This is a genomic window from Halosaccharopolyspora lacisalsi (genome assembly GCF_014137975.1).
Taxonomy (GTDB): domain Bacteria; phylum Actinomycetota; class Actinomycetes; order Mycobacteriales; family Pseudonocardiaceae; genus Halosaccharopolyspora; species Halosaccharopolyspora lacisalsi.
The window spans coordinates 204,558-230,078 of sequence record NZ_JACGWZ010000005.1 but is presented as its reverse complement, the minus strand read 5'-3'; the positions used below and the strand labels follow the sequence as shown (position 1 = coordinate 230,078).

Genomic DNA, 25,521 nt, shown 5'->3' with positions numbered 1-25,521 from the left:
CCTTATGTAACGCTTGTGTCACAGTTGGTGCGGGCACGGTGGAGCCGAGGAGAGGTGCGCGAATGGACGAGTACGCGGGCGGCACGCCGGTCGCCTCCGCACCACGACTGTCCGCGTCCTGGCAGCGCAGCCGGCACTACGGGGCACCACTGGAAGAGGTCCATCCGGTCTACACCGGTGCCGTCGACGACGAGTCGCTGTTCTTCCAGTGCGGCCGGCGAGTCCTGGACGATCTGGACGAAACGCTCGCGAACGAACCGGTCAGTCTGATGTTGACCGACCACGACGGTCACGTGCTCGACCGGACCTGCCACGACCGCACGCTGATCAGAGCCCTCGACCGGACTTACCTCGCTCCCGGGTTCGCCTTCTCCGAGCGGGAAGCCGGCACCAACGGACTCGGCCTCGCGCTGGCCGACCGGATGCCGTCCCTGGTCCGCGGCGACGAACACTACTGCACCGGACTGTGGGAGTACACCTGCGCGGCCGTGCCGGTCCTGGATCCCGTGCACGGGTGGCTGCTCGGCAGCGTCAACCTGACCACCTGGTCACAGCGGTCCGCGAACCTGCTGCTGGCCCTGGCGAAGACCGCGGCCGGGCACACCTCGGCGTTGATGCGGGCCCGCGGTTCCGGTGTGGAACCACGCCCCACCCCGCGCGGCGAGGTCTTCCGGGTCTCCGCGGCACGTTCCGGGTCCGCGCCGGAGCTGTCGGAGACGTGGCGAGCCGCGCTGACCGAGGTCGAAGCGGCGCTGGCCGAGGGACTGTCGGTCGGCGTCGCCGGGGAACCGGGAGTCGGCAAGACCGCGCTGCTGGTCACGGCGCTCCGACGCGCGCAGCCGCACGGTCGGATCCTCCACGCCCGGCCACCGGACCCGCGCGAGATCGAGTCGTGGCTCGCGCTGTGGACTCCCGAACTGGCCAAGGACAACACCGGGGTCATCGCCGCCGGGGTGGACGCCCTGCCGTCGTGGGGCGCGACCGAACTCGCCGGGATCGTCGCGGCGCAAACGCGGCGACCACTCACCGTCACCGCACGTGGGGCGGCGACGATCCCGGAGGCGTTGACCCCGCACGTCGACACGGTGGTGGAGCTGTCGCCGCTGCGGCGACGGCCGAACGACGTTCTCCCGCTGGCCGAGCACCTCGCCGAGCGGGCCCGCAGCCGCGAGATCCGGTTCACCCCGGCGGCGGTGCGCGCGTTGCGCGCCTACCACTGGCCGGACAACGTCGAGCAGCTCCGCCGAGTCGTCCTGGAGGCGGCGGCCAGGAGCGATGTCGTGGACGTCCGACACCTGGCTCCCGAGGTGCTGTGCGGGCCGACCCGCACGCTGTCCCGGATCGAGACCCTCGAGCGCGACGAGATCGTGCGCTGCCTGGCCGAGCCGGGAACGACGGTCACCCGTACCGCGGAGGTCCTCGGCATGAGCCGAGCGACGATCTACCGCAAGATCACGCAGTACGGCATACGCGTCCCCGACCGGCCGAGGGCTCACACGAACACGCCGAGTCCGAGCACCACGACCAGCGCGACGACCGACATGATCGACTGGGACACGGTGTAGACCTGGAAGGCTCCTCGCGTGGAGAGGCCCAGCAGGGTGCGAAACATCCAGAACGTGTTGTCGCTGACGTGCCCGCCGAAACTCGCCCCGGCCGCCGCGGCGAGAAGCACGAGGACGGCGGCCGCGTCCAGCCCTCCCACGACCGGTGCCAGCAGGGTGGCCGCCGTGATCGCGGCGACCGATCCCGATCCCTGCGCGAGGCGCAGCAGTGCCGCCACGACCCACGCCAGCAGCAACGGGGACAACGAACTCGTCTGGAACAGGCCGGAGATGATGTCGCCGATGCCGGTTCGGCTGATCACTTCCCCCAGCGAACCGGCCACACCGGTGAACAGCAGGATGGTCCCGCTGGTCGCCGCCCCCTTGCTCAACGCCTTCTCCACGGCATCGCGCGAGAGCATGTACACGGTCATCGCGCAGGCGAGCAGCAGACCGATCAGCAGGGCCACGACCGGGTCGGACAGAAAACCGATCAGGCCGCTGCTCAGCTCGGCCGTCTCGGCGACGGTGCCGAGCACGATCAGCGCCAGGGGCACCAGGACCGGCAACAGCATCACCGGCAGGGGAAGACGACGGCGCGGCTGCTCGGCCTCGGCAACGGTCATGCCGTCCACGCCGCCGTTGTTGGTGCTCTCGTCCTTGGAGGGATCCCAGGTCCGCCGCATCAGGACGCTGTGCAGGAACACACCGACGACGATGGCCACGACGCCCACCGGGATCCCGAACAACAGCATCGTCGACAGCGGTACGTTCAGGGCTCCGGCACCGGCCAGCGCAGCGGCTCCGGGCAGCACCATGAGCAGTCCGACCTCGAGGCCGATCGCCAGGGCACCACCGACCACGGCGATCCCGACACCGGTACGAGCGGCCACCGAACTGGCGATCGGCGCCAGCATCACCAGCGCCACGTCGAAGTAGATCGCCGGAAACACGACGCCGGAGGCCACACCGAGCACGTACGGCGATTTGCCGCGCCCGCAGATCCGGAGGAACAATTCGACGATGCGCTGCAACGTTCCCGTCGTGGACAGCAGCGAACCGAGCAGGACCCCGAATCCGATGATCAGCCCCACGTCCGTCATGAGATCGCCGAATCCCTCGGCGACGGCCGTGGTGGTTTCCTCGAACCCGAGGCCGGTGGCCAGTCCGAGGTACAGCGAACCCAGTACCAGGACGATCACCGGATTGATGCGTGCCACGACAATCAGCAGCACGATGCCGACCACCGCGAGAGCGGTGTGCAGCAATATGAGTGAATCAGACATACCGCGTGTCTTTCCGTGAGCCTCGACGTCGAGGCGGGTGAACAATGTTGCCACCGCCGGGATTGCGGCGGTGAACGCGAAGCGGGTTGATTCCGGCGTGAATGACGGGATTTCAGCCCGTGTTCCCCGTGACGGGGACTCGTTGTCGTGAGTCGTGATCGGCGGAGTTGATACCGCGGTTCGTCGACGACGAGGCCGTGTTCATGGCGGTCATTGGTCCGTGCTGGTCAGCAACTTGTTCTGCCTGCGAGGAAAGTGCGATCAAGAGCACGCCATCCGCGAGGATTTCCACGGCGGTCACCTTCTCGGAACGCACCGCCGGAGTCTCGAACACCATCCGCCGACTATCGGCCCCCGCCTCTCGGTCGCGAAAAGCGACCGCTGTTTCCCGCCGGGATTTATCGAGATCGGTGCAGCGTGGACGCACCACGAACAATTCGTCCGAATCACCCGACTTCAGTGAATGTGCGATCCGCCGTTGATGTCGTAGGTGACCCCGGTGAGGTAGCTGGATTCCGGGCGGCACAGGAAGGTGATGACGTCGGCGACGTCGGCGACGGTGCCGGCGCGCCCCGTCGGGATGTCGGCGACCATGGCCTCCTTGCGCTCCGGGACGAGCTTGCCCGCGGTGATGTCGGTGTCCACCAGGCCGGGTGCCACGGAGTTGACCGTCACGCCCGAGGGCCCGAGCTCACGCGCCAGCGCGCGGGAGAAGCCCAGCAGCGCCGCCTTGGCCGCCGAGTAGGCCACGCCTCCGAAGACACCACCGCCCCGTTCGGCGGAGACGGAGGAGAGGTTGACGATGCGGCCGAACTCGCGCTCGGCCAGGCCCGGGGCCACCCGCTTGGTCATGAGGTAGCTGCCGCGCACGTTGACCTCGAAGATGCGGTCCCACTCGTCGTCGGTGACGTCGAGGAACCGGGTCGGCGACGTGATTCCGGCGTTGTTGACCAGCGCGCCGATCGGGGGCAGCTCGGACTCCACGGTGATGGTGGCGGCGTCCACCTGGTCCACATCGGTCACGTCGCAGGCGACTCCGAACGCGGACACGCCGCGATCCCGGCTCACTTCCGCGGCCCGTTCCTTGGCGCTGGCCTCGTCGATGTCGAGCACCGCGATGTGCCAACCCGCCGCGGCCAGCGCATTCGCGGTGGCCTGGCCGATGCCCCGGTGCGAGCCGGCTCCGGTGATGACGGCCGTGCGGTTCTGTGTCATGTCAGTCTCCAATGCGGAGTCGTTCCTGCGTGGTGGCGAGCAGGCGGGAGATTTCGGCGCCCGCCCTGGACGCCTCGGCCGGGCGCTGCTCGTCGCCGACGTCGTCGGTCTCCAGTTCGAGGCTGTAGTGGCCGGTGTAACCGGCCGCCTCCAGAGCCGAGACGAAACCGCCGAAGTCGACGTGACCGCGACCGATGCTGCGGTGGATGTCGCCGGGCACCGCGTCACGGAGGTGGACGTGACGCACCCGGTCGGCGAGCGCGCGGGCGGCTTCAGCGGAGTCGCCGCCGGAGGCGACGACGTGGCTGACGTCCAGCACGATGCCCACCGAGGAGCCGTCCAGCTCGTCGGCCAGGCGGTGGGACCCGGCGGTGTCGTGGCACAGCCGCATCGAGTGCGGGGCCTCCACGTCCAACCGGAGCCCCTCCGAGGCGACGATGTCCGCGGCTCGCCGAGCCGTGTCGGCCACGGCCCGGATCTCCGAGTCGGTGGTGGGACGCCGATCCCGGTAATCCCCGCACGGCAGCATGATCGCCGGGGAGCCCACCGAGACCGCCAGCGCGACCAGACCGCGGAGGTGTTCGGCGAGGGCGCCACCGGCCGGGTCGGGGTCGTCCATCGGGCCGATGTCCGCGTTGACCGTGCGCACCCGCAACCCACTCGCCCGTACCTGCCGGGAGATCGACTCGACCTCCTCGGGGGGCAGTGGCACCGGCACGTGCTCGCAGACTCCGGGCAGCGCGCCGAGGTCCACTTCGGCGAAGCCGGCCTCGGCGATCCGCTCCAGCGCCCTCGGCAACGGGAGATCGCGCAGGCTGATGGTGCTGCACCCGAGCCGGGGGGAGATCATGCCAGTTCCTCGCGCGTCCGCGCCGCGATCGCCGACGCGGACAGTCCGTACCGGTCGTGCAGCGTCGGCAGCGCTCCGGCGGCGAGGAACTCGTCCGGCAACCCGATCGGCACGATCCGCTTGCCCGCCCCGGCGAAGGCGAGGCAGGAGGCGACGGACTCGGCGAGCCCGCCGACGACCGCGTGGTTCTCCAGGGTCATCACGAGCCGGTCGCCCGCGACCTCGCGCAGGATCGCCTCGCGATCCAGCGGCTTGATGGTGGGCACGTGCAGCACGGCCACGTCGACGTTGTCGGACGCCAACTCCTGGGCCGCCTGCAGCGCCCGCATCGTCATCAGCCCGGTGGAGATCATGAGCACGTCTCGCCCTCCGCGCAGCTCGGCGGCCTCGCCGAGCCGGAAGCGGTAGTCGTACTCGTCGAGCACGGTCGGCACGGACCCGCGCAGCAACCGCAGGTACGTCGGGCCGGACGTGTCCGCCAGCTCGGGGACCGCCTGCTCGATGTCCACGGAATCGCACGGGTCGACGATGGTCAGTCCGGGCATCCCGCGGAGGATGGCCAGGTCCTCGGTCGCCTGGTGGCTCGGCCCGTATCCGGTGGTGAGGCCGGGCAGGCCACCGACGACGTTGACGTTGAGCCCCGGCTCGGCGATGTCCAGGCAGAGGAAGTCGTAGGCGCGCCGGGTGGCGAACACGGAGTAGGTGGAGGCGAAGGGCAGCAGCCCCACCTCGGCCATCCCCGCCGCGGTCCCCAACATCGCCTGCTCGGCCATGCCCATCTGGTAGAAGCGGTCCGGGTAGGCCTCGCGGAACACGTGCATGTCGGTGTACTTGGCCAGGTCCGCCGAGAGCCCGACGATCTCCGGGCGCTGCTCGGCCAGCCCCGCGAGCGCGTGGCCGAACGGGGCGCTGGTGGTGCGCTGCCCCTCGTCGGCGAACGAAGCGATCATCGCCGAGGTGGTGAGCCGCTTCTTCGTGGACGTGGTCATGCGTACGTCTCCTCCAACTGATCGCGTGCGATCTGCCATTCGTGCGACTCGACCCGCATGAAGTGCGCCTTCTCGCGGTTCTCCAGCAACGGCACGCCTCGTCCGACCCGGGTGTCGCAGATCAGCACGGACGGCGAGCCCCGGTGCGCGGCCAGCTCGTCGAACGCGGCCAGCAACCCCGGGATGTCGTTGCCGTCGACGCGGATCGCCCGCCAGCCGAAGGACTCCCACTTGGCGGTCAGCGGTTCGATGCGCAGCACTCCGCTGGTCGGGCCGTCGGCCTGCAGCGCGTTCACGTCGACGATCGCGGTGACGTTGTCCAGTTCGTGGTGGGCGCAGGCGAGCGCGGCCTCCCAGGTGGAGCCCTCGTCCAGCTCGCCGTCGGAGAGCAGGTCGTAGACGCGCGCCGGATTTCCCCGCTGGCGCAGTCCCAGCGCCATCCCGGTCGCCACGCCCAGGCCGTGCCCGAGGGAACCGCCGGAGATCTCCATTCCCGGTGTGTAGGAGGCCATGCCGGACATCGGCAGCCGGGACTCGTCGGCCCCGTAGGTCTCCAGCTCGGCGACGTCGACGATGCCCGCCTCCGCCAACGCCGCGTAGAGCGCGATCGCGTAGTGGCCGATGGACAGCAGGAACCGGTCGCGCTCGGGCCAGTCCGGATCCCACGGCTGAAAGCGCAGCCGGTCGCCGTAGACGACCGCGAGGACGTCGGCCAGCCCCAGTGCCTGCCCGATGTATCCCTGCCCCTGGGCCTCACCCATGTCCAGGGCGTGCCTGCGGATTCGGCACGCCGATTCCTCGAGCGCATGCACTCTGTCCGACAACAGCGCTCTACCTCCTCTTTCTGGTGGGTTTTCGATGTCACCGAGCTCCGCGGCGCGGAGGTCGGTGGATCCTTCCGGTCACCAGCGCGGCGACAAGCCCACCCGGCGTGGGGCGAATCCCCGGGAGAAAGCGCTTCCCAGGGCACAAGCCACGGAGGTGCCGGAGTCGACCATCGCGCTCCCCTCGACCGGGTACATGATCACTGTTGACTGTTAACAGTCAATGTTGAGAGCCAACCCTAAGGGCTCTTCGGGGAAAGTCAAGGGCGAATTTTCACCGGGGAGGTCAGCCCGCCGCGGTCAAGCACTCGACCGCGGCCGCCATGTGCTCCTTGAGCACCGCCACGGCGGCTTCGGCGTCACCGCACTCGATGGCCTCGATGATCGGACGGTGGTGGGCGGCCGACATCGGAACACTGCGCTGCTCACTGTTCGTGCTCATCACCACGACACGAATCGGCCCCTCCAGATGGCGCCAGGTGTCGAGCAGCATGGAGTTGCCCGAAAGCTCGCACAGCAGCGCGTGGAAGGCCAGGTCGGCCTCGAGCCGCTCGGCCAGGTCGACCGAAGCATCGTCCAGCTTGTCGACGGCCCCGTTCAGCTCCGCGACCGCGTCCGGCCGCTTGGGCGACGCGACGAGCTCGGCGACCGCCAGACCCTCGAGTGCCTCTCGCACCCGGAACAGCTCGCGGACCTCCTCCGCGGAGAGGCTGCGCACCCGCAACATACCGCGGGCCCCCGGGGCCACCAGTCCCTCCTGCTGCAGGTGGCGCAGGGCCTCGCGCACCGTGCCGCGGCTGATCGACAGCCGGGTGGCGATCTCCACCTCACCGAGGTGTTCGCCCGGTTGGTAACGCCCGGAAACGATCGCAGACCGTATCGCCACCAACGCACGCTCGCGTAGCGTGGTGCGGTCCAGACTGCGCAATGCCTCTTCCACCACGCCACCGATGATAGCCGAGTGCCGACAGTCAACAGTTCGCCCGTCGATCCGATGAATCGCCGCGCCCTGGTCGACTCGGGCGTCATAGCCTGGGGCCATGCCCCGTGCCGAACCGAGCAGCGACACCTGCACCTTCTGCCGCATCGTCGCGGGAGAGTCTCCCGCGCACCTGGTGAGCAGCGACGAGACCTGCCTCGCCCTGCTGGCCGCTCCCCCGGCCGCTTACGGGCACGTGCTGGTGATCCCCCGACAGCACGTGGACACGTTGTGGGAGGCCGACGCGCCCCTGGCGGAAGCCACGATGCGCACGGCCCAGCGGATCAGCGTCCTGCTGCGGCAGCGGCTCGGCCCGGACGGGCTGACCGTGCGGCAGAACAACGGCAGCGCCAGCGGACAGGTGATCTCTCATCTCCACATCCATCTCGTGCCCCGCTGGCACGGCGACGGATCCATCGGATGGCCCCATCCGCCGACCGAGCCGCTCGACCCGGACACGGTCCTTCGAACGCTGCTCGCGCAGTAGCACGAGCCCCCGGCAGCACGGGGCCGCTGTCACCGGAGGACCGAAGGCCGACGCTCAGCAGGTCCCATCGGCGTTTCCGGTTCCCGGTCCCACACTGTGCTGACCAGATCTTCGAACCGGTCGTGGGCCTCCTGCTCGGCGCGGGCTGCCTGCCGGGCCAGTTGCCGTACTTGGCGGTGGTCGGTGCGGCACCGTGGGTACAGCGCTCCGGCGAACCCGGCGGGCAGGAACAGGGCCGCCCCGATCAGCACGACCCAGAGCCGGAAGGGCCCCGCGGCCGTCACGATCAACCACACGCCCAGGCAGGGAGCCACCACCAGGTCGAGCAGCGCCAGCCAGCACGCCCAGCGCGTCCCGCGTTCCTGGTACGACAGCAGGGTCCAGCGGTCCTGCTGGTGCTCGGCGTCGGCCAAGGCGTTCAGCAGTTCCTGGGCGTGCGCGTGGGAGCGCGCGGAATCCGGAACACCGGTGGCGGTTGTGGTCGACCTCGTCTGCATGGGTGGTCCCTCTCCGATGGATGCGGCAGAGCCGCCTTGACCACCGATTATCCCGCAACGGGCCACACCAGCACACGCGAAAACGAGGACACCACCGCCGACGGCGAACTCGTCGAGGACGTCGAAATCAATCCACATGGGAGCAGTTCTACCGGTCCTTCGAGGAGCGACGGAGCCACGAGACCGGCTTCCCGCTCGAGCCACCACACAGGCCGTTCTGCAATGACCCTCAAGTCACTCGGCGCCGATCACGGTGACCTGGCCGTACACCGTGATCGGGGTCCGGTGGTAGCGCCCCTGCACCAGCAGCTGGGTCCTGCTCGTGCCGGATTCCGGCGCGTGCTCGCCGACCTCGGTCCCGAGCAGCTCGGCGACCGTGGTCAGATCCGCCAGGGCCGCGTCGGCGGAGTCGCGGTAGATCCGACCTTCCAAGGCGCCGTCAAAACTGTCGATGCTCCAACCGATCGGCGGGAACGCGTACTCGCGCAGCAACGCCGCGAGCACCTCGGCGGTGTCGGCCTGCCGCGCGCGGAGGTCGGCAGCGTCCATCCCGGGCCACCCTCTCGTCGGCGTCGTCAGCTGCTCCGTCACCGTCCCGGACGAGCCCGAACGCCGCCCGGGCCCCTCTGAGCACAGCCAAAACAGGTTGGCAGGCAGGCATGCACCCCGCAAGTCCACGATCCTGCCCGCTCACCAGCGGAGCTCGTCCCGAAGACCCGCCGCTACCGCGCTCCGGACTCCTCCTTGATCACCTGGCGTTGCCGTCCCAGCTCGTCGATGTCCAGCGTCATCGCGTCACCGGCGGCCAGGTACGGAAAACGCCCCGACATGGCGACTCCCTGCGGGGTGCCGGTGTTGACGAGATCGCCCGGGTCCAGCGTCATGTACTGGGACAGGTGCAGCACGATCTCCGCGACGTCGAAGATCATGTCGCCGGTGTGGGAGTCCTGCCGCGGCTCGTCGTTGACCCAGGACCGCAGACCCAGCGACCCGGGGTCCTCGACGTCCTCCGCGGGGACCAACCAGGGGCCCACCGGGTTGAACGTCTCGCAGCACTTGCCCTTCGACCACTGCCCACCGGAGTGCTCCTTCTGGTAGGCCCGTTCGGAGACGTCGTTGGAGACGACGAACCCGGCGATGCAGGCCGCCGCCTGGTCGCGGTCCTCCAGGTATCGGGCGCGGCTCCCGATCACGACGCCGAGCTCGACCTCCCAGTCGGTCCGGGTGCTGCCCCGCGGGAGCACCACCTCGTCGTACGGGCCGACGACGGTGTTGGGGTGCTTGAAGAACAGGATCGGAACGTCGGGCGGCTCCGAGCCCGACTCCGCGGCGTGGGCGGCGTAGTTCTGACCGATGCACAGCACCGCGGAGGGGCGGGCGACCGGGGCCGCGACCCGCATCCCGGTCCCGTCACCGGGGTCCGGAACGGTAGTCAGCTCCCCGGCGTCCAGCGCGGACCGCGCTCGGGCGATTCCACCACCGGCCAGGAAAGAACCGTCGATGTCGATCGTCAGCGGGCTCAGGTCGAACAGGCCGCCTCGGTCGTCCCGCACGTACGGGTGTTCCGATCCGGGGGGACCCAACCTCAGTAACTTCACCGCGGGGCTCCTCTCTGTCGTTTCAGTGCTGGTACGGACGAACCAGCGGTACTTCCGGATTGAGGCGCACGCCGAAGCCGGGGCGATCGGGAAGTTTCATCCGCCCGCCCACGGGCACGGGTTCGTCCAGCAACAGCGGACTGAACATCGGCACGACCTCGCTGGCCTCCGGGTGCATCATCAGGAACTCGCAGAACGGGCTGTTGTGCCGGGTGATCGCGAAGTGGTAGGAGTACACGCTCGAACCGTGCGGGATGACCAGCGCACCGCGGCTGTCCGCCAACGCCGAGATCTTCATCAGCTCCGTCATCCCGCCGCACCAGTTGACGTCCGGCTGGATGAAGTCGCAGCAGCCCATCTCCAGCAGCATCCGGAAACCCCACCGGGTCGCCTCGTGCTCGCCGGTGGTGACGAGCAGCTCCGCCGGTAGCCGCTTGCGCAGTTCGGCGTAGCTCCAGTAGTCGTCGGGCGGCAGCGCCTCCTCGATCCACCGCAGCCCGTGCTCGTGCAGCGCGCGCCCCAACCGGGTCGCGTAGTCCAGGTCCAGCGACATCCAGCAGTCGAGCATCAGCCAGAAGTCCGGACCGACCCGCTCGCGCACGGACGCGAACCGAGCGATGGTCTTGGCCATCCCCTCGGAACCCTCGGCCGGGCCGTGCTGCAGCGGCATCTTGCCGCCGATGAACCCCAGCTGCTGAGCCAGGTCCGGGCGCGACCCCGTGGCGTAGAAAACCAGCTCGTCGCGCACGGCGCCGCCGAGCAGGGCGTAAACCGGTTCGTCGCGCAGCTTGCCGAGCAGGTCCCACAGCGCCAGGTCCACGGCGCTGATCACGTTGAGCACCAGCCCCTTGCGCCCGTAGAACAGCGTGGCGGAGTACATCTGGTCCCAGATGCGCTCCACCTCCTGAACGGGGGCGCCCTCGAGGAACCGCGCGAGGTGGCGTTCGGCGATGAACGCGCCCGGCTCACCGGCCGTGGTCACCGCGAACCCCGTGGTTCCGTCGTCGGCCTCCAGCTCCACGACGAGCGTTCCCAGCACGCTCAGGCCGAACGACCGACGGCTCTGCCGGTAGTCGGGGTACTTGGCCATCGGCGTGGCGATGTGGTCGTCGATCCAGTGGTCGTCGCCCTGGTCGTGGTAGTCGGCGCCACCTCCCTGAGCGGTGTGGGCACGGACCGAGCGGATCGTTCGGGGCGTCATCACTGCTCTCCTCGGTCGTCGGGCAGGACCAGGACCTTGCTGGCGGACGAGGTACCGGAGGCGAGGTCGGCGAAAGCTCCCGCGGCACCGTCCCAACCCACCCGGCCGTCGACGAGCCGATCGAGGTACTCGCCCGCCGTTCCTGCCCAGGAGGCGGTGCTCGCGAAGTCATCGCGGCTGTAGCAGAAAGCACCGATCAGTTCTCGCTCCGCGGTGCTGATCGCGTAGGCGGACAGCGCGACGTCCGGTTCGTTCATGCCGACCAGCACGACGCGGGCCGCCCGTGCCGAGGCGGCGAGCGCATCACCCAACGTGGTCGACGAGCCGACCGCGTCGAGCACGAGGGTCGCCGGCCGACCGAGCAGCCGCTTCGACGACTCCGCCACGTTCTCGGCACGGGGATCGATCGTGTCCGCACCGAGTGCGGAGACCAGCGCCGCGCGGTGCTCGTCGGGCTCGCTCACCAGGATCCTCTCGGCACCGCAGCGGCGGGCGGCCAACACGCACGCCTGGCCGATCGGGCCTCCGCCGAGTACCAGCACGACCTCCCCCGGCGAACAGCGTCCGCGCCGGGCGGCGTGGTACCCGACCGCGAGCGGCTCCACGAGCGCACCGTGCTCCTCCGGCATCCCGGAAGGCAGGGCGACCGCGTTGCGTGCGGGAACGACCATGAAGTCGGCGAAGGCCGAGCTGATCGTCGGATCCACGCCGATCACCCTGCGGTCCGGACAGGCCTGCTCCGCACCGTCCAGGCAGGATTCGCAGGACAGGCACCCGATGACCGGATTCACGGTGACGGCCTCGCCGAGGGACAAGCCCGCTGCCGTCAGCGTGTCCGGGTCCCCGCCGCGGACGTGCCCGACGGTCTCGTGACCCATCACCTGGCCCGCGTGTCGACGGCCGTTCTCACCGGTGTAGCCGTGCAGGTCCGACCCGCAGATACCGGTGGCGCGGATACTCAGCAGGACTTCGCCGGTGGCGGGGGCCGGGTCGGGCGTCTCTTCCACCCCGATGGAACGGGGGCCGTGGAAAACGAGTGAGCGCACTGTGCCTCCTTGCCGATCGATGCTCGCGCGGCGACCGACCCTGCCGCGGTGCCGTGCCGGGATGGATCGACCACCAGGCCGGTGGCGAGAAGCCGACCTCGGCCGGCGGGGATGTCAGGAGGGGACGTGTTCCGAGGTCGTTCCATGACCTCTCCATGCTTCATATACAGGAAGCAACTTCATTGAAGTGAATACTGTAGCGCAAACACGGCACTGTCAAGACCGCGTCTCGGGCGGACGCAGTGGACTCCGAAGGGCGGTTCACCCGAAAAAGCGGCCCCGCGGGGCCGGGTCAGCGCCGCAGCCGACTCTCCAGGGGCCGCACGGCACCGGACAACGCCTCGCGGGTGTGCTCGACCCAGTTCGGCCCGCAGCGCGGCGTGGGCGCGGAAACGGACATCGCGGCCACGACGACACCGGAGTGATCGTGGACGGGAATCGCGACGCACCGGCATCCGATGATGTACTCCTCGTCATCGGTGGCGTAACCGCGCTCGCGAATCTCCCGCAGCTCGGCCAGCAAGGCCGGCAGCTCCCGAACCGTGTACGGCGTGAAGCGCCGCAACTCCACGTCCGAGAGCCGACGCTCGGCCTCCTCGGCGGACAGTCCCGCCAGCAACGCCTTGCCCAGCCCGATGGCGTAGGCGGGCAAGCGCATGCCCACCGCCGAGACCAGCTTCATCGGCTGGGGTGACTCGGCGATGGCGATGTAGACGTTGTCGATGCCCTCCAGCCGGGACAGCTGGACGGTCTCCTCGGTCTCCGCCGCGAGCTGCTTCATCAGCGGCAGCGCCAGGCCGACGACGTCGTGGTGCCCCTCGTAGCCCTGGCCGACCGTCCACGCCTTCAGCCCGAGCGAGTAGGTGCGATCACCCTGGTCGAACTCGGCGAACCCGCGGTGCACGAGGGTGGCCAACAGGCCGTGCACGCTGGACAGGGGAAGGCTGAGCTGCTCCGCGATGTCGACGAGCCGGTGCCGCCCGCCGGAAAGCAGCTCGAGAACGGCCAGGGCCCGGTCGGCGGATTTCACGACACCGTGCCCGTGGGGCACCTCCGCCGACCGCGGGGCTGCGGCACTCGGTTCGTCCATACCACTCAACCGTTCCCGTAGCGGCGCCGACCAGTCGTCCTTCGATCCTTCGCCGTCGCTGCGCGGCAGCCTACCAACTCCGCTTCACCAGTATGAAACTCCGCTGCGTGACTCCCTCGAAGCGCTGCTCGTAGCCGTGGGCACGACCGGCGAACGACGGCGTCGAACCAGCGCAGCTGGGACGATGCTGCCACTCCGGGGACGACGGAATCGGCTGTGGAATCGGCAACGGTGAAGGAGACGACGAGGAACGAGCCGCTGCCCGCCCGGACGGGTCACCACGCCGCGCGGCGGATGCCGGACAGGGGGCGCGAACCGTTCCGGGAAGTGGAAGAGCTGCGGGATCGCCCGGGGCGGGGCTTCGACCCCGGATCGAGCATGTCCCGGGGCGGGGCCTGGCAGCCGATGGTCGACGTCGAGGAAACCGAGGACGCCTACTTCTACGAGGCCGAGCCGCCCGGAGTCGCTCGGGACGACATCACCGTCGACGTCAACGACAACGAGCTGTCGATCAGCGGGGAGATGCGGGAGGAGGAGAGCAACGGCGTCCTGCACCACCAGATGCGGCGCACCGGCCACTTCTCCCACCGCAGCGCGCTCCCCCAGGCATGAGCACCGAGAACGTGAACGCCAAGCTCGACAACGGCGTGCTGACCGTCCGGGTCCCAAGAGCGAGGAGAGCCGGCCCCGCCGGATCGACGTCCAGCAGCTCGTCGGCGGAGCTCTCCCCCGCGGTTCGCGGAGCCGGCGGGAACGGGGTCAGCGCGACTGCGCCTGGCGGGGGATCTCGTCGGCGGTCAGCGCCGTCGGCACGCTGACCGCGTAGCCGAACCGCTCGGTGAGTCCGAGGATCTCCAGCACCCGGTTCACGGCCGGGCTGGGAACCAGCACGAGGCGTTTCGCGCGAATCCTGGCGTAGTGGACGGCGTCCAGCAGGGTCATGACGCCCTCGGCGTCGAGCAACGTCACCCCCGACATGTCCAGCACCAGATGCGCGGCGAAGCTGTCCAGGCGTTGACGCAGCACCTCGGCGAACCGGGGTTCACCGGCGATGTCCACCGCGCCCCGGACCTCCAGCACCAGCACCCGGTGGCCGGGGCGGTGCACCTGCATCCACAGCGGCCCATCCGGCTCCGAGACCGAGCGCGCGGCCACCACCCTCGCACCGGACTCCTCGTCACCGGATTCGAGACGAGTCGCGGCTCCCACGGGCGAGGATGCCATGGGAACGAAGTAAGCAACCACTGGTTCCACCACCAGAAAGCTCAGTGAAGCGGACAACGCCACAGCTCCGCCTCGGACGTACCACCGACTCGGAACCGCGGCGGGAGGGAAGTCCGGAGCCGTTCCTGCCCGCACCTCCGGATCCGCAGCGCGACCACGGCTGTCGACTCAACCGGCGCACCCCGAGATTACGCATCAGCACCGCGAGATCACCAGGTCAGGCATTGTTCGATCACGAATTTCCCGGTGCGGGGAATCAAGGATCGAGGCAGCCGGGGACATCCCGCTGATCACGAGTCGACCACCGTCCGGGACGTGCGACCCAGAGCCAGTCACGGCATGTGAAGGCGATGCGGAGCGTGACGCAGGCGGCGATCACGAGAACGATCGAGAAGGCTCCGTTCCATGCGGCGGCGCACGGCGGCGAGGTCGGGTGCCGACGACGCGCAGGACCTCACGAGCGGCCCGGCCGTGCTGTTCGAGCGGGGCGCGGTCCGCGTTCGCGGCCGGGCGCGTACCGGAGGTTTGCTCTCAGTCAGTCAGCTGATTTAATTCTGGGGAACGCCACGCCCCCGAACAGCCGAGGAGTGCGAGTGACACGGCCACGATCCGCGCCCGAACGAGAAACCCCGACGCCCACCCCGCTCGACATGCGTCGAACCGGGTTCGGCCCCGCACCCGAGGCGGCGGCGGTGCGCGCTCGCGACGGCATCGTCCGGGTGCCGACCCCGTTCGGTCCCTCCGCGTGGCTGCTCACCCGCCACGCCGACGTGCGACGGATGCTCGGCGACACGGAGAACTTCATCAACGGGTGGGGTCCCGAGGACCTGGCGACCGGCGACGGACCCGAGCGCGACCCCCGTCAGCTCTCCGGCGACCGCAGCGGAAACCTGCTCGCCCTCGACCCGCCCGACCACAACCGGCTGCGCCGGATGCTCACGCCCGAGTTCACCGTGCGGCGCATCCGCCGACTCGAACCGCGCATCACCCAGATCGTCGACGAGCACCTCGACGCCCTCGAGCGCCACGGCCCACCGGCCGACCTCGTCGCCCAGTACGCGCTGCCGATCCCGTCGCTGGTCATCTGCGAACTCCTCGGCGTACCCCCCGCCGACCGGGACGAGTTCCAGCAGCGCACCAGCCGCCAGCTCGACACCACCGTGCCGGAGGACGATCAGGTCGAGCTCTCCCGGCAGTCGCTGGCCTACATGACCGAGCTCGTCGACCGCGCGCGCCAGGACCCCGGCGACGACCTCATCGGCACGCTGATCCGCGAGCACGACGAGAAGCTGACCAACGCCGAGCTCGTGGGCGTCGCCAACCTGCTGCTGGTCGCCGGCCACGAGACGACCTCCAACATGCTCGGCCTCGGCACCCTCGCCCTGCTTCGCCACCCCGACCAGCTCGAGCTCGTCCGCGACGACCCCGAGACCGTGCCCGGCGCCGTCGAGGAGCTGATGCGCTGGCTCAGCGTGGTCAACGGCGGCTCACCCCGCATGGCCACCCGCGACGTCGAGGTCGACGGCGCCACCGTCCGGTGCGGCGACCTCGTGCTGTTCAACCTCCCCGCCGCGAACCGGGATCCCGCCCTCGCCGACGACCCGGAGCGCTTCGACATCACCCGGACCACGAACCAGCACCTGGGGTTCGGCCACGGGATCCACCACTGCATCGGCGCCCCGCTGGCCCGGATGGAGATGAAGATCGCCTTCCCCGCCCTACTGCGGCGATTCCCCGGCCTGCGGCTGGCCGTGCCCGACGACGAGGTCGACTTCGCGACGAACCAGGCCATCTACGGCCTGAAGCGGCTCCCCGTCGCCTGGTGAACCGGCCGGACCCGCGCTCCTCCACGCGCGGGTCCTCGCGGGACGGCGAGTCCCACGGCGCTCGGGCGAGTGCGATCCGGACCTCGATGTGTTGCGTTCGGATCGGCCATCGGTCCACTCTTCTCCCGTCTTTCGTCGATCACGGGAGGACTCAGCGTGAAGATCACCTCGGTGCACGAGGGAGTCGTGCCCATCAGCTCGTCGATCCGGAACGCCTGGATCGACTTCACCGCGATGGACTGCTCGATCGTGGCGGTGGTCAGCGACGTGATCCGCGACGGCGAACCCGTGGTCGGCTACGGCTTCAACTCCAACGGCCGCTACAGCGCCGGGGAGATCATGCGCCGCCGGGTCGTTCCGCGGCTGCTCGACGCCGACGCCGACGCGCTGCTCGACGAGGGCGGTTCGCTCGACCCGGCCAGGGCCTGGGACGTGATGATGCGCAACGAGAAACCCGGCGGTCACGGGGAGCGCTCCGTCGCCGTCGGCGTCGTCGACATGGCGCTGTTCGACCTCGCCTCGAAGATCGCGGGCCAACCGCTCTACCGCTGGCTCTCCGACCGCTACGGCGACGGCGAACCCGACGAGTCGGTCTTCGTCTACGCCGCGGGCGGCTACTACGCGCCCGGCAAGGGCCTGCGCGAGCTGCAGGACGAGATGCGGCGGTTCCTCGAGCTCGGCTACCGCGTGGTCAAGATGAAGATCGGCGGCGCCGACCTCGCCGAGGACCTGCGCCGGATCGAGGCCGTGCTGGAGATCCTCGACGGCGACGGCTCGCGGCTGGCGGTGGACGTCAACGGGCGGTTCGACCTGGCGACCGCGCTGGAGTACGGCCGGGCGCTCGAACCGTACGGGCTGTGCTGGTACGAGGAGGTCGGCGATCCGCTCGACTACCGGCTGAACGCGACGCTGGCCGAGCACTACAGCGGACGACTGGCCACCGGCGAGAACCTGTTCTCGCTGCAGGACGCCCGGAACCTGGTGCGCTACGGCGGGCTGCGCCCCGACCGCGACGTGATCCAGGTCGACCCCGCGCTGAGCTACGGGCTGGTGGAGTACCTGCGGATCCAGGACATGCTGCGCGAGCACGGCTGGTCGTCGCGGCGCTGCATCCCGCACGGCGGCCACCAGTTCTCCCTGCACATCGCCGCCGCGCTCAAGCTCGGCGGCAACGAGTCCTACCCCGGCGAGTTCCAGCCGGCGGGCGGCTTCGCCGACGACGCCGTCGTGCGGAACGGCCACGTCGGACTCACCGAGCTGCCGGGCATCGGGCTCGAGGGCAAGTCCGCCTTCCACCCGCTGCTGCGCGACCTGCACCGCTGAGGTCCTCCCGAAGGAGGCCCGTCGCGGAAACGGGTTGCCGGGCAGGGGTATTTTCCGCGATCCCACTCGAAACCGCACCTGCCCGTTCTCTCGTCTGTGCGCCTCAGGCGAACCGGAACAGCGTCGTCCGCAACGCCTCCGCCACGGCGATGTCGGTCGAGGCGTGCGGCGACAGCCGGAGGTGATCCGCGCGTGCGGTCGCGGTGATGCCGTCGGCGGCGAGCGCGGCGCCGAGCCGATCGTTGGGCACCCCCGGGACCGTGAACGCCAGGATGCCACCCCGCCGTCCGGTGGCCGAGACGATCTCCGCACCGCACGCGCGCAACGTCTGCTCGAACTCCCCCACGCGTTCGGCGATCCGGGCCTCGACGGCGGCCACGCCCACGCTCTCGACGAGTTCGAGCGCCACGGCGAAGGCACCGGCGTTGATCGGGCTGAGATTCGTGAGGGACAACATCGCCGCCGTGTCCGCGACCGGATGGATCTCGTCGTCGAGAAGCCCCGGATCGCGGGCGCCGGTCCAGCCGGACAGCACCGGGTCGAGCCGCTCCAGCGCCCGGTCCGACAGCACCGCGAAACCGGTCCCCCACCCGGCGCGCAGCCACTTCTGTCCACCCGCGACCAGCACGTCGGCGACCTCCCACGGTGCTTCCAGCGCACCGAACGCCTGGATACCGTCGACCACGAGCAGCCGATCGCCAACGACCTCGCGCAACGCGACCAGGTCCGCCCGGTAACCGGTGCGGAAGTCCACCGCGCTCACCGACACGGTGGTGGTCTCGGGCGTCAGCGCGGCGGCCACCGCTTCGGGGGTGACCGTCGGGGACCGCATCCAGCGCACCCGGACCCGGCCGGCCTGTTCGGCACGCGCCCACGGGTAGGTGTTCGCCGGGAACTCCCCCGCCGCGACCAGTACCTCCCCGGAGACGCCGAACGCCGCCTGGAACAGCCCGAGACTGGTGTTCGGCAGCAGCACCGCGTGCCCGACGTCGGTGCCGCACAACCGCGCCACCGCCGCTTTCGCCCGCGCCTCGTGCGACATCAGACCATCCACAGTGGTCGAATCGGCGCGCGTGGCGGAGTCCGTCAGCGCGGCGATGGTCTCCGACACGGCCCGCGACGGCGGACCGAAGCGGGCGAAATCGAGGTAACCCGGCGACTCGTCGAACTGAGCCAGGTAAGCCGCGATCCGCTCGGCCGACGCACCCCCGTGAGACGTTTCGTCCCGCACCGTGCCGCCGACCCGAGAACGAACCTCATCCGTCACGGCCCCATTCTTCCACGAGGACCTGCCCGGGACGCCGTGCGACATCACCCCGACCGGTGGTGGGCGTCCCGGTGCTGGGCGAGCACGTCGAGACCGAAGTCGTTGACGGGGTCCCGCCACACCGAGTGCGCGTGGTTGACACCGCGTTGGGTGTGGTCCCACTCCGCGAGCAACCGTGGACCCTGCAAGCGGTAGTAGTGCGGCTCCCCGCGCTCGGCTCCACCGGCCCACGCGAAGTGCACCTCGTCGAGCAGATCGCCGTCGAAGCGGGCCCGTTCGCGCTCCACCAACCCCGGCGGCATCCGACCGATGTAGACCTCGAGCAGCTCGCGCAGGTGTTCGCGCCGGCTCGGCGTCAGGTCCCGCGCGGCGACGCCCTTCGGCACGTCGGTCAGCTCCACCGCGCGGTGGTCGGCGTCGGTGACCCCCAGTTTCGCCTCGAGGCCGTTGTGCGCCGACCACAGCCGGTCCTCGAGGGGCTGGTCGTCGAAGTGACCCCGCCACAGGTCGGGCAGCGGGATCAGCCGGTCACCACCGGACGGGCGCACCCGGTTGCCGCTGACGATGTCCACCGGCGCGGTCGCGCTCAGCGTCGCCCGGGCGCGCTCCTCCGCGTCGAGCGAGTGCAGCAGTCCCCGGGCCACGTCCTCGACCCCGCCCATGGGCCGCAGTTCCCGGTTCCCCAGCAGCGGTGACACCGCGGGGTCGATGCCGAGGAAGCACGGTGTGCTGGCCGCGACCTCGCCCTCGACCACGAGGTGGTTCACCGACACGTGGTGGCCGCCGTAGCGCCAGCCCCACGGTCGACCGCTCCGCGGGTCACCGAAGACCCGCAGGTAGTACATCCCGGGGTCGCGGCCCCGGTCACGGGCGAAACCGGCGGAGAAGCTCTCGCTCCGGTCGAGGACGTTCTCCAGGCCCATGATCGTGGTGGCCGTGACGTAGCCCGCCTCCGAGAGCCCGGTCGCGAGCAGCCGCATGGCGACGCGCTGCTGGTGCGGAGCCATCCGGTGCAGGGTGAGTCCACCGTGGTCGGTGGGTGTGTAGTACCAGCGGACGCGCTCGCGGTCGGCAGCGGGCGAGCCCGGCCAGTGCCACACCCCCTCCGCCCGCTGGGCCTCGTCCAGGGTCTCGATCCACGCCGTCGCCGCCTCCGCCATCGCGGCGGCGACATCGCGGGGACCGTGCTCTTCAGCGGTCATCGTCGGCCAACGTCGTCACGAGGATCCCTTCGGCGCGGGTCGTCCGATCATAACCGGCACGCGAAGACCAGCGCTCGGAAAAACCGACGCCCGACCGGTCACGCCACAGCGTTCCCCACCAGTCCGTGGGTCGCGGCCCGCACCGCCTCCGACAGCCGGGCTAGCTGGTCCTCGACCGTGTCGGACTCACCGGCGACGGCGGCCTCCTCGGTGGTGATCCGCAGCGCAGCGTTGAGCGCCGCCGCCTGGACCCGGACGGCCAGCTCGTCGGCGGACTGACCGCCCCTCCCGGCGAGGACATCGGCGAGCACGGGTTCGGCACGCTCGTTGATCACCAGCCACACCGCGCGCAGGCCCGGTTCCTCGCGGGTCATCCGCACGATGTCGAGCACGGCCGCGGCGTCGTCGGGCGCCGCGTCGGCGGGGAGGCGGTAGTCCTCCGCGAGGTGCTCCTCCAGCAATCGCTCCGCCGGCCAGCGGCGCAGGGTGGCGACGAACGCGTCGACCGACTGGGCCAGCAGGGGCTCGACGCAGCTCTCCTTGCTGCGGAAGTAGCGCCACAGCGTGCGTGCCGACAGGCCCACGCCCTCGGCGATCTGCTCACCGCTGGTCGCGGCCACGCCCCGCTCGCGGAACAACCTCGTCGCTTCCCGGGAGATCTCCAGCCGCTGGCGGGAACGACGCCGTTCCGTCATGGGTGGCCGACCCCGGCCGGACCGGGAGGGCGCGATCTCCTCCATCACCGCCCCCTTCACTCGTCCGTCAACTCCGAGCAGCCTATGCAGCGCGTCTCTCGCTGTCTCATTGTCACCCAAAGACACAAAAACAGTAAGGTGGTGTTCCATCACCCGCGACCCGGGCGCGCTTCGCGATGTCGGTTTCCGCCGCATTTCGGCCACACCCGCCGCGGGCGAGGTCGACGTCCGCCTCGTCGTGGTCGTCCTCGAGGGCTGGCTAGTGACCACTCCACGCGGGCGAAGTCGTGACAGACGCTCGATGGATCTCTTGGTGTCGGTCACGACCTTCGTAGGCTCGGCCCGGACTATCTGCCGTCCGAGATCGACGTCGAGGGACGCCAGTACCGCGCCCCCACTGCGAAGGCCACGGTGAGGCACGCGAGCACCCCGACGGCCCAGACGTCGCCCTGCTCGCCCGACCGGAACAGCGACGGGATGAACAGGATCAACACGGCAGCCGACGCGGCCATCCCGACCAGGCTAATCACGAACAGCCACGTCTTTTTCCTCATGACACGACCTCACCCGAAACAGCGAGCGACGGCGGTGATCGATGCTCCACCGACAGTGGCGCAGGCGCCGATGCATGCGACGCACACCGCCGTACCCGCCCCGGGAACCGCGCACGCACCTGTGCAGGTCCTCACGATGAGATACGCGGTGACGCCCCTTATCGAAAAGACCGCCCGAGTCCGGCACACGCCAGACGGGCAAACAATTACCAAGCCAGACATGTAGCGAACAGACCTAGTGAGAAGCACGTGACTTTCCGGGGGCAATCGTGTCTGGCATCATGGAGTCATGACACAAGTAGCCGATGATCAGTCCCACGGCGTGATCTACGCCAACGGGCAGGGGCGGGTGACGATCCCGTCGCCGCTGCGCCGAGCCACCGGCGTGGAGCCCGGCACCCCGCTGGCGGTCTACGAAGAGGACGGCCGGGTGGTCATCGAGACCAGAGCCCACCTGGCCGACCGGATCCGCCGCGACGTGGCCGCGGCCTGGACCGGCGCGGGATCGGCCGTCGACGAACTGCTCGCCGACCGTCGCGCCGAGGCCACCCGCGACGACGCCGAGGAGGACTCGTGAGCACCGTGCTGGACACCTCGGCGGTACTGGCCTGGCTGCGCGGCGAAGACGGCGCCGCCACCGTCGACCCCCTGCTGGCCACCGCCATCATGGCCACACCGAACTGGAGCGAACTGGCCCAAAAACTCCTCCAGCACGGCGTCGACGCCCGCCGCACCCTCGCGCGCCTGCACGTGCTGGGCATCGCCGTCGAACCCTTCACCGACGCCGACGCCCTGACCGCCGCCGAGCTGTGGCCGCACACCCGCTCGGCGGGACTGTCCCTGGGAGACCGCGCCTGCCTGGCCGTGGCCCGCCGCCTGGAGCTGCCCGCGACCACCGCCGACCGCGCCTGGAAAGGCATCGAACTCGAGCTGGACGTGCACCTCATCCGCTGAGACCGGCAACGAAGACCCCGCCCGAACGGATCGCTCAGTCCTCCCCGAAGCCCCCACAGGCGTGAGACGCATGAAGGCTTGGTGCTCGTGAAACCGGCCCAGGACGCAAAGTGACACGTTCTCGCAGTTCAGCGAGTTACCAATCCGATGATCAAGAACAGGAACACCGGCTCAGCAACTGCCGACAACAGCACCCTCACCAGCCACAACGCCATACTCTGCACTCTGGGCCACGTTCAGGAGTACCAGGCACAGTAGCGCGGCAGCGGCCAGCATCGGAAGCAGCCGGGCTGTGGCGGGTGCGCCGGACATGGGAAGTCGCACAGCAGCCGCAGCGCTGTCAGCCGTTTGCCGCGAGCTTGTCTCCCCGGAGGTCGAACACGATCGTGAGATGCGATGTACAAGCGTCGTGCGACTGCGTTCCCCGCTAGCCGGTTCGGGGCAGGCCTTGCTCCTTCGAAGTGGGATTGGTGCTTCGTTGCCGAGTGGCCGGTTCGGTCGTGTGAATATTGAATTCATTCAATACTGAAATCACAGGATCAATCAACTTACCGTGTCGCGTACACGCCGCTCGACACCCCGAGAGCGTGCGCGCCTGGAGCGGGTGGGCACCGGACACGTCGAAAGGGGCCGCGGACTCGGAACCTGGGCCCGAGTGACTGTGACCACTCATCGCCACCCCGACCAAAGAAATACCCGGGGGCGTATCCTGATTGAGAAGACCGTGGAGGTGATTGCCGTGGAGATGAATCCGGAACTGGTCGGCGATGCGTTGACACGCCTGCGCCGGGCGCAGGGGCAGCTGTCCGGTGTGATCGAGGCCATCGAGGAGGGCGGTGACTGCGCGCAGACGCTGACCCAGTTGGCCGCTGTGTCCCGGGCGCTGGACCGTGCGGGTTTCAAGATCGTGGCCAGTGGGATGCGGCATTGCCAGCAGGCCCGCGACGAGGGTGACGAGCCGCCGATGACCGAGCAGGAGCTGGAGCGGTTGTTCCTCTCGCTGGCCTGAGCCGGGGTGCTGCTCGCCGGCCCGGGCAACATCACTCGAGATCTTGCCTGCACGTATGTCGGGTAAATACCCCCGAGGGTACCGGAGTTACAGTATGGCGGAACGGCGCGGAAGCGTCGGTGGAGGACCTGGCTGCCGCCCGGCAGGCGGGGCGGGCACCGGATGTGCGCTCGACGGCGGAGTTCGCCCAGGGTTATGGGACCGGTGCGGTGAGCATCCCGCTGGAGGGGGCTCCGACCACTCCGAGGCGATTCACCGGCCACGGTGTGCACGTGCTCTGCCTGTCCGGTGGCAGCAGCCTGCAGGCGGCGGGGCGATGGCGAAGCCGGGAGCACGCGCGGTGTCGGCCGCGGACGGAACCCCGACGTGGATCGACTCCGGACGCGACATCGAGGAAGGAACACAGCAATGAACATGACCGCAGCCAACGAACTCGACCAACAGCTCGCCGGTGGCCTCGGCGTGGAGGTGATCGCCACCTCGTCGCTGGGCGATCGCAGCTACCTGGCCACCGACGGTGACATCGCGGTAGTGGTCGACCCGCAGCGCGACGTGGATCGCTTCCTCGCCGCGGCTGGCCGGTTGAACGTGCGGATCGCCCTGGTGCTGGAGACGCACGTGCACAACGACTACGTTTCCGGTGGGCTGGAGCTGGCCCGGTTGACCGGGGCCGACTACGGTGTGGCCGCGGCCGACGAGGTGCCGTTCAACCACCGGCCCCTGGTCGATGGCGAGACCGTCGAGCTCTCGTCGCGGATGCGGGTGCGGGCGGTCGCCACACCGGGGCACACCTACCACCACCTGTCCTACGTGCTGGAGGGCGAGCGGGGCCCGGTGGGAGTGTTCACCGGGGGCTCGTTGCTGTTCGGCACGACCGGGCGCACCGACCTGGCCGGCCAGCAGCACAGTCACGAGCTGGCCCGGCACCAACATGCCTCGGCGCGCAAGCTCACCGAGATCCTGCCGGACGGGTCTCAGATCTGGCCCACGCACGGGTTCGGCAGCTTCTGCTCGGCGGCCCAGGCCTCCGGGGACTCGGCCACCATCGGCGAGCAAAAGGAGATCAACCCGGCCCTGACGCTGGCGCAGCAGGACTTCGTGGAACAGACCCTGGCCGGGCTGGACGCCTACCCCGCCTACTACGCCCACATGGGGGTGCGCAACACCGCCGGGCCCGAGCCGCTGGACCTGCGCACACCGTCCCGAGCGAGCTCGGAGGAGTTGAAACGCCGGCTGGCAGCCGGGGAGTGGGTGGTCGACCTGCGCTCGCGCAAGGCTTATGTGAGCTCGCACCTGGCGGGGACCGTCAGCCTGGGCCTCGACGGTCCGATGGCCACCTGGCTGGGCTGGATGATCGACTGGGGCGCTCCGATCACCCTGCTCGGCGAGACCCGGGATCAGATCGCCGAGGCCCAGCGGGAACTGGCCCGCATCGGCATCGACGCGTTCTCCGCCGCTGCCACGGGATCGCCGCAGGAGCTGGCCACCGACTCCGGCCAGCTGCGCAGCACCACCTCGGTCACCTTCGGTGAGCTCGCCGCACTCCAGGACGGCCGCGGTGACGGGTTGCCGGCGGCGGACATGGTACTGGACGTGCGCACCAACAACGAGTGGAAGACCTCGCACGTGGAGGGGGCGGTGCACATCCCGCTGTACGAGCTCAAGGACCGCACGGACGAGATCCCCGCGGGCACGGTGTGGGTGCACTGCGGCAGCGGATACCGGGCCACCGCAGCGGCCTCGCTGCTCGAGAGCGCCGGACGCTCGCCGGTGCTCATCGACGACCTGTTCGGCAACGCCGACCAGGCCGGCGTCGCCCTGACTTCCGCCTGACGGACAAGCCTCGAGAGAAAGGACGGTT

Annotated in this window: 26 protein-coding genes and 1 pseudogene; 9 read left to right on the top strand and 18 right to left on the bottom strand. The window is 69.7% G+C overall.

The annotated features are described in order from the left end of the window. Positions 1-62 precede the first annotated feature (62 nt). Positions 63-1,565, top strand: a complete 1,503-nt coding sequence (locus FHX42_RS17705) for an AAA-type ATPase lid domain-containing protein (protein WP_182545528.1) — start codon at positions 63-65, stop codon at positions 1,563-1,565. Here FHX42_RS17705 and FHX42_RS17700 read toward each other — a convergent pair. From FHX42_RS17700 to FHX42_RS17670, 7 genes are all read right to left on the bottom strand, one after another. Further along, positions 1,493-2,830 carry a GntP family permease gene (locus FHX42_RS17700; protein ID WP_182545527.1) on the bottom strand — a complete coding sequence of 446 codons (1,338 nt, stop codon included), beginning with the start codon at positions 2,828-2,830 and terminating at the stop codon, positions 1,493-1,495. The two genes, FHX42_RS17705 and FHX42_RS17700, sit on opposite strands and share 73 nt — an antisense overlap. Before the next feature lie 112 nt (positions 2,831-2,942). After that, a complete protein-coding gene (locus tag FHX42_RS17695; RefSeq protein WP_182545526.1) occupies positions 2,943-3,167 on the bottom strand; it encodes a hypothetical protein in 225 nt (74 codons plus the stop codon). A gap of 119 nt (positions 3,168-3,286) precedes the next feature. Then, positions 3,287-4,045, bottom strand: a complete 759-nt coding sequence (locus FHX42_RS17690; protein WP_182545525.1) for an SDR family NAD(P)-dependent oxidoreductase — start codon at positions 4,043-4,045, stop codon at positions 3,287-3,289. Between the two features lies 1 nt (position 4,046). Then, positions 4,047-4,895: a sugar phosphate isomerase/epimerase family protein gene (locus tag FHX42_RS17685; protein WP_182545524.1), complete on the bottom strand. Its 849-nt coding sequence runs from the start codon at positions 4,893-4,895 to the stop codon at positions 4,047-4,049. Then, a complete protein-coding gene (locus FHX42_RS17680) occupies positions 4,892-5,884 on the bottom strand; it encodes a transketolase family protein (protein ID WP_182545523.1) in 993 nt (330 codons plus the stop codon). The genes FHX42_RS17685 and FHX42_RS17680 overlap by 4 nt, the downstream gene beginning before the upstream one ends. Further along, the gene (locus FHX42_RS17675) at positions 5,881-6,708 is read right to left on the bottom strand and encodes a transketolase (protein ID WP_182545522.1); all 828 of its coding nucleotides are present in this window, start codon (positions 6,706-6,708) and stop codon (positions 5,881-5,883) included. Before FHX42_RS17675 ends, FHX42_RS17680 begins: the two co-directional genes overlap by 4 nt. A 286-nt stretch (positions 6,709-6,994) precedes the next feature. After that, positions 6,995-7,651, bottom strand: coding sequence for a GntR family transcriptional regulator (locus tag FHX42_RS17670; RefSeq protein WP_328796341.1), 657 nt, complete (start codon positions 7,649-7,651; stop codon positions 6,995-6,997). 97 nt (positions 7,652-7,748) lie between these two features. On the opposite strand from FHX42_RS17670, the gene FHX42_RS17665 reads away from it, so the two are divergent. Then, positions 7,749-8,174, top strand: coding sequence for an HIT family protein (locus FHX42_RS17665; protein ID WP_182545521.1), 426 nt, complete (start codon positions 7,749-7,751; stop codon positions 8,172-8,174). A 29-nt stretch (positions 8,175-8,203) separates the two neighbouring features. On the opposite strand, the gene FHX42_RS17660 is transcribed toward FHX42_RS17665, so the two are convergent. The 6 genes from FHX42_RS17660 to FHX42_RS17635 form a co-directional block, all read right to left on the bottom strand. Further along, the gene (locus FHX42_RS17660) at positions 8,204-8,671 is read right to left on the bottom strand and encodes a hypothetical protein (protein WP_182545520.1); all 468 of its coding nucleotides are present in this window, start codon (positions 8,669-8,671) and stop codon (positions 8,204-8,206) included. Between the two features lie 234 nt (positions 8,672-8,905). Beyond that, complete coding sequence (locus FHX42_RS17655) at positions 8,906-9,220, bottom strand: hypothetical protein (protein WP_182545519.1); 315 nt, start codon at positions 9,218-9,220, stop codon at positions 8,906-8,908. Between the two features lie 173 nt (positions 9,221-9,393). Then, the gene (locus FHX42_RS17650) at positions 9,394-10,269 is read right to left on the bottom strand and encodes a fumarylacetoacetate hydrolase family protein (RefSeq protein WP_182545518.1); all 876 of its coding nucleotides are present in this window, start codon (positions 10,267-10,269) and stop codon (positions 9,394-9,396) included. Positions 10,270-10,291: 22 nt separating this feature from the next. Next, a complete protein-coding gene (gene rhmD / locus FHX42_RS17645) occupies positions 10,292-11,470 on the bottom strand; it encodes an L-rhamnonate dehydratase (protein WP_182545517.1) in 1,179 nt (392 codons plus the stop codon). Beyond that, a complete protein-coding gene (locus FHX42_RS17640) occupies positions 11,470-12,516 on the bottom strand; it encodes a zinc-dependent alcohol dehydrogenase (RefSeq protein ID WP_182545516.1) in 1,047 nt (348 codons plus the stop codon). The genes rhmD and FHX42_RS17640 overlap by 1 nt, the downstream gene beginning before the upstream one ends. Positions 12,517-12,808: 292 nt before the next feature. After that, entirely contained in the window at positions 12,809-13,606 is a 798-nt protein-coding gene (locus FHX42_RS17635; RefSeq protein ID WP_182545515.1) for an IclR family transcriptional regulator, read from the bottom strand. Positions 13,607-13,837: 231 nt separating this feature from the next. Between FHX42_RS17635 and FHX42_RS27460 the strand changes: the two genes are divergently transcribed. Continuing rightward, positions 13,838-14,218 (top strand): Hsp20/alpha crystallin family protein, encoded by a 381-nt coding sequence (locus FHX42_RS27460; protein ID WP_182545514.1) that lies wholly within the window; start codon positions 13,838-13,840, stop codon positions 14,216-14,218. Positions 14,219-14,365: 147 nt separating this feature from the next. Here the strand turns inward: FHX42_RS27460 and FHX42_RS17625 are convergent, their stop codons facing one another. After that, positions 14,366-14,830 carry an STAS domain-containing protein gene (locus tag FHX42_RS17625; protein ID WP_182545513.1) on the bottom strand — a complete coding sequence of 155 codons (465 nt, stop codon included), beginning with the start codon at positions 14,828-14,830 and terminating at the stop codon, positions 14,366-14,368. Between the two features lie 593 nt (positions 14,831-15,423). Between FHX42_RS17625 and FHX42_RS17620 the strand changes: the two genes are divergently transcribed. Continuing rightward, complete coding sequence (locus FHX42_RS17620; RefSeq protein ID WP_328796340.1) at positions 15,424-16,656, top strand: cytochrome P450; 1,233 nt, start codon at positions 15,424-15,426, stop codon at positions 16,654-16,656. A 156-nt stretch (positions 16,657-16,812) separates the two neighbouring features. Beyond that, a complete protein-coding gene (locus FHX42_RS17615; protein WP_182545512.1) occupies positions 16,813-17,979 on the top strand; it encodes a mandelate racemase/muconate lactonizing enzyme family protein in 1,167 nt (388 codons plus the stop codon). Positions 17,980-18,097: 118 nt separating this feature from the next. On the opposite strand, the pseudogene FHX42_RS17610 reads toward FHX42_RS17615, so the two are convergent. The 4 genes and pseudogenes from FHX42_RS17610 to FHX42_RS17595 form a co-directional block, all read right to left on the bottom strand. Next, a pseudogene (locus FHX42_RS17610) lies at positions 18,098-19,210 on the bottom strand (aminotransferase class V-fold PLP-dependent enzyme); the annotation flags it as partial. Between the two features lie 80 nt (positions 19,211-19,290). Beyond that, on the bottom strand, positions 19,291-20,448 hold the full coding sequence (locus FHX42_RS17605) for a DUF3500 domain-containing protein (RefSeq protein WP_182545510.1): 1,158 nt from the start codon (positions 20,446-20,448) through the stop codon (positions 19,291-19,293). 98 nt (positions 20,449-20,546) lie between these two features. After that, the gene (locus tag FHX42_RS17600) at positions 20,547-21,143 is read right to left on the bottom strand and encodes a TetR/AcrR family transcriptional regulator (protein ID WP_182545509.1); all 597 of its coding nucleotides are present in this window, start codon (positions 21,141-21,143) and stop codon (positions 20,547-20,549) included. Between the two features lie 347 nt (positions 21,144-21,490). Beyond that, positions 21,491-21,697, bottom strand: a complete 207-nt coding sequence (locus FHX42_RS17595; RefSeq protein ID WP_182545508.1) for a hypothetical protein — start codon at positions 21,695-21,697, stop codon at positions 21,491-21,493. Between the two features lie 289 nt (positions 21,698-21,986). Here FHX42_RS17595 and FHX42_RS17590 point away from each other — a divergent pair, with 289 nt between their 5' ends. The 4 genes from FHX42_RS17590 to FHX42_RS17575 all read left to right on the top strand — a co-directional run bounded on the left by FHX42_RS17590 (position 21,987) and on the right by FHX42_RS17575 (position 25,493). Next, positions 21,987-22,274, top strand: a complete 288-nt coding sequence (locus FHX42_RS17590) for an AbrB/MazE/SpoVT family DNA-binding domain-containing protein (protein WP_182545507.1) — start codon at positions 21,987-21,989, stop codon at positions 22,272-22,274. Continuing rightward, on the top strand, positions 22,271-22,651 hold the full coding sequence (locus FHX42_RS17585) for a PIN domain-containing protein (RefSeq protein ID WP_182545506.1): 381 nt from the start codon (positions 22,271-22,273) through the stop codon (positions 22,649-22,651). The genes FHX42_RS17590 and FHX42_RS17585 overlap by 4 nt, the downstream gene beginning before the upstream one ends. A gap of 739 nt (positions 22,652-23,390) precedes the next feature. Continuing rightward, a complete protein-coding gene (locus FHX42_RS17580) occupies positions 23,391-23,660 on the top strand; it encodes a metal-sensitive transcriptional regulator (protein ID WP_182545505.1) in 270 nt (89 codons plus the stop codon). Positions 23,661-24,074: 414 nt separating this feature from the next. Next, positions 24,075-25,493: an MBL fold metallo-hydrolase gene (locus FHX42_RS17575; RefSeq protein WP_182545741.1), complete on the top strand. Its 1,419-nt coding sequence runs from the start codon at positions 24,075-24,077 to the stop codon at positions 25,491-25,493. Positions 25,494-25,521 lie beyond the last annotated feature (28 nt).